At 56.3% G+C, this 3,385-nt stretch carries 3 protein-coding genes; all 3 read right to left on the bottom strand.

What is annotated here, in order from left to right; translation table 11 throughout:
• Positions 1-91: 91 nt before the first annotated feature.
• A complete protein-coding gene (locus AC1DVE_RS31040; RefSeq protein ID WP_095128463.1) occupies positions 92-1,090 on the bottom strand; it encodes a tyrosine-type recombinase/integrase in 999 nt (332 codons plus the stop codon).
• The gene (locus AC1DVE_RS31035) at positions 1,083-2,027 is read right to left on the bottom strand and encodes a tyrosine-type recombinase/integrase (protein ID WP_095128462.1); all 945 of its coding nucleotides are present in this window, start codon (positions 2,025-2,027) and stop codon (positions 1,083-1,085) included. The genes AC1DVE_RS31040 and AC1DVE_RS31035 overlap by 8 nt, the downstream gene beginning before the upstream one ends.
• Positions 2,024-3,385: tyrosine-type recombinase/integrase (locus tag AC1DVE_RS31030; RefSeq protein WP_477784438.1), on the bottom strand; the 1,362-nt coding region annotated here is incomplete at its 5' end. The genes AC1DVE_RS31035 and AC1DVE_RS31030, both read right to left, overlap by 4 nt.

Genomic DNA, 3,385 nt, shown 5'->3' with positions numbered 1-3,385 from the left:
GGTTATGTTGCGGCCTGAGTTATGTTGCGGGGGTAAGGGGCGCCGCCTCCCAATCGGGAGTCCGGCGCAAAAAGTGGCACATAAATTCATGCTACAACCCCCGCATGAACGCCATGAGAGATGCTGAATTCGGTCGCAGGCGCACAGCCTTAGGCACATTTGTCACGTCCAAACATGCAAGCGCCTTGGCCTTCATTTCGAGATCGACTTCCGCGTAGATGTGGGTTGTGTCCAAGGAGACATGCCCGAGCCAGGCCCGAATTGTATTGATATCGACCCCGGCTCTTAACAGGTGAACGGCGGTCGTGTGTCGAATAGTGTGCGGGCTGATGCGCCTATCTTGCATGGAATCAACCCGCTTGCCGGCTGCTCGTCCATACACCGACACAACGCGATACATGCCGAATCGAGTCATGGGATTCCCGGTACGACCTATGAATACGCGATCCTCTGTTCTGCGTTCGACGATGAGTGGCCGCAGCGCTGTAGCTGTTACTGCCCACAGGGGGCATACGCGCCATTTGTTTCCCTTACCCAGAATGCGCACGGAGGGTGAAGTCCCAAGTTGCAAATTACCAACGCTGAGGCAGGCAGCTTCGTCAGCGCGGGCGCCAGTGTTGTATAGAAAAAGCAAAATCGCATAGTCCCGTGCACCCTGGCTCGTAGCTCGATTAGGTGCCCGGAGCAGAGCCTCCACTTCTGGCTTGTCGAGATAGTGGATGACTGCCTGGGTAGTTTTTTTGAACGGGATAGAACGGATCTCTGAGCACCACGCCAAATGCTCTGGCGATCGCATAGCGATGAAACGCCCTAATGAATGAATCGCGCAGAGCCGCTGGTTGCGCGTGACAATGCCACAACCGCGCTCGTGTTCGACGTGTTCAAGGAATGCGCGCACGATGGCGGGCGATATGTCGAGCACCGACAAATGGTCGATTGCCACCGAGGCTTTTCGACTGACAAATGGAAGCAGGAGGGTCAGCGTGTCGCGGTAACTGATCTGAGTGTTGTGGGAAAGGTTGCGCTCGGCGACCAGATACTCCAACAAGAAGCGACGTACCCATGCCCCGAGGCGATTGCGGTCAATCATGATCAATCTCCTGGCCTGAATAAATGGCAAATCGGCGACTAGCTTCGTGCAACAGTTCGGGAGTCATGTGCAAATAGCGCTGAGTCGACCTTATGTCGACGTGCCCCAGATACGTTGCCAATTGCGGCAATAGCCGCTGTACATCCTTGCCGGTGCGATACCATCCCAGTACACGATGTACGGCGGCTGTATGCCGCAGATCATGGAGGCGCGGAGGCCGTAGCTCGCCTGTTGGGCGAGCAATGCCTGCCGCCAAACGAACGCGTTGGAACAGAGTTATGACGTATTGGTAGTTCAGGCGATGGCCAGTACGAGTGCACAGCAGGGCAGAGTCTTGGCCTAGTGGAAGTGCTAGCGCGCAACGTTGTCGTAGATAGACTCGCAGTTTCGATGCCAGCCTGGGCCCAATCGGCACCAGCCTTGTCTTATAAAACTTTGTGTCACGAACGGTGATGATTCGCTGCTCGAGGTCGACGTCACAGAGGTTTAGTCTGATCGCCTCGCCGACGCGCAACCCAGCACCGTAAAGGATCAGCAGGAGGGTTCTGTATGTCGCAGCTTGAAGGCGACTGAGCGAGGTACTCAGTATGACGGTGGCATCTAACAGGTGCTGTATTTCTGCGGTGGCATAGACATAGGGCGTCTGTGCCGGTGGAAGCTGTGGTGGTCGTTCCGGCAGGGGCGAGATCGTTGCGTGGCCACGTGCGATTGCGAAGCGATAAAAGCTAACAAGTAATCCTCGCTTCGTCTTCCACGTAGCGCTTAGCTCACCGTGCCCGTGCAGAAATGCGGCTACTGCCTCTGGAGTAACTTCGGGGAGCGGTAGGTTTCCAGTCTCACGTGCAAACTGACGCAGCACTCTGGCACTGCTATTCAGGCCCACGCCTTGGGCACGACGGACAGCCACGTAGGCATTGACTACGTCCAAGGTTCTCATAGCAGGTCTCCCAGGTCGAAGTCACCGACTTCACGTAACGAGACCAGATCCACCTTGGTGTACGTCATTGTCGCCGATGTGCTGCGGTGGCCAAGGTGGTCGCCAATCTCCTTGAGACTCAGCCCATTGGCGAGCAGCCTGGCCGCGCATGCATGTCGAAGCGCGTGCGGCCCCAAATGTGCAGCTTGTATGTTGAGCAGGCGCAATCTGCCGCTGACGATGTTGTATAGCCCAGCAGCGGAGATGGGGATTCGCGGCGCCCGAGTTCGGATGAATATCTCAGGGTGCAGTACCTTCGGACGCACTGTGTCGACGTATTGCGCTAATGCCTCAGCCACTGTGGAGACCAATGGGTAAACCTGCGGCTGACGGYGCTTCAATCGCCAAATACGCAATTGGCCAGCAGCCCAGTCGATCTGATCCAACCGGAGTGCGGCAACTTCTCCTCGGCGCAAACCGTAGATGGCGAGAAGCATCAGGATGGCTCGGTCGCGCACATCGAGTTCAGAACTTGAATTTGTAGTTGCGAGTACTCGCTGAACATCCTCCCAGCTCAGCGCATAGGGAAGTGACTCCAGGGCGTAATGTCGCGGGGAGCGGATCGAGTCGGCCAATGTACTGCTGCATGTTCCCTGCGTTGCCGCGTAGCGCAGGAATACCCGCAACATTGTTGCGACGTGCCCTGCCGAAATTCGCGACCACCGTTGCGCACCGTAGGTGATGAAGTAGGCATCAATATCCTCGGGGCTAAGCGTCGAAAATCGGCGGCCTGTGTTGAAGCACCAGCGCAAAAAGGTTGCCGCTCGACTGCGCCATTGACTGATGGTACATGGTGTCAAACCGCGTTCATCCCGCATCCACGAGACGAAAAGCTCAAGATTCTCCTCGAATGGAATTGGCTCCGCCGTTGGCTCTTGCCACCAGCCTAGGAACTTAAACCAAGGTCTTGCGGTGTTTATCAACGTCGTAGCAGTTGCAGGAGAATTGGCCGGCAATGGCCCTTCGTGAATGATCTGGCGCAGCCGTGACGAATTGATTGCATTGAGGTCGCTTGGCTGCACCCGCTCGGCGATCCAAAGCAAGCAGCACGCCTTCAAGTAAAGGGAGGCATGCGTACAGCCCTGCTCAGCACAGTGCTGTAGATATCGCTCGCGTTCAGCGGCCAGCGATCCCGCACGATGGCGTTTACAGGCAGCGTTTGAAGAATAGATATTCTCGAACATGGCAGACACTCCAGGGGATGAAGGTCTACCAAGGCGCTGCAATTTATGTTGCGTCAATCGCCTATCGACAACAGAGAAACTGCCTATTCGCTCGGTCGGGATCACATAACTCAGGCCGCAACATAACCACCAGCG

It is taken from the genome of Pseudomonas sp. P4_B4, from assembly GCF_056402255.1.
The sequence above is the reverse complement of the archived record's forward strand: the minus strand, read 5'-3'. Positions and strand labels throughout refer to the sequence as shown.

What these genes read in the sequence shown, in the direction of transcription:
- AC1DVE_RS31040 (WP_095128463.1), bottom strand. Translation starts at nt 1,090, where the DNA reads ATGATTGACCGCAATCGCCTCGGGGCATGGGTACGTCGCTTCTTGTTG.
- AC1DVE_RS31035 (WP_095128462.1), bottom strand. Translation starts at nt 2,027, where the DNA reads ATGAGAACCTTGGACGTAGTCAATGCCTACGTGGCTGTCCGTCGTGCC.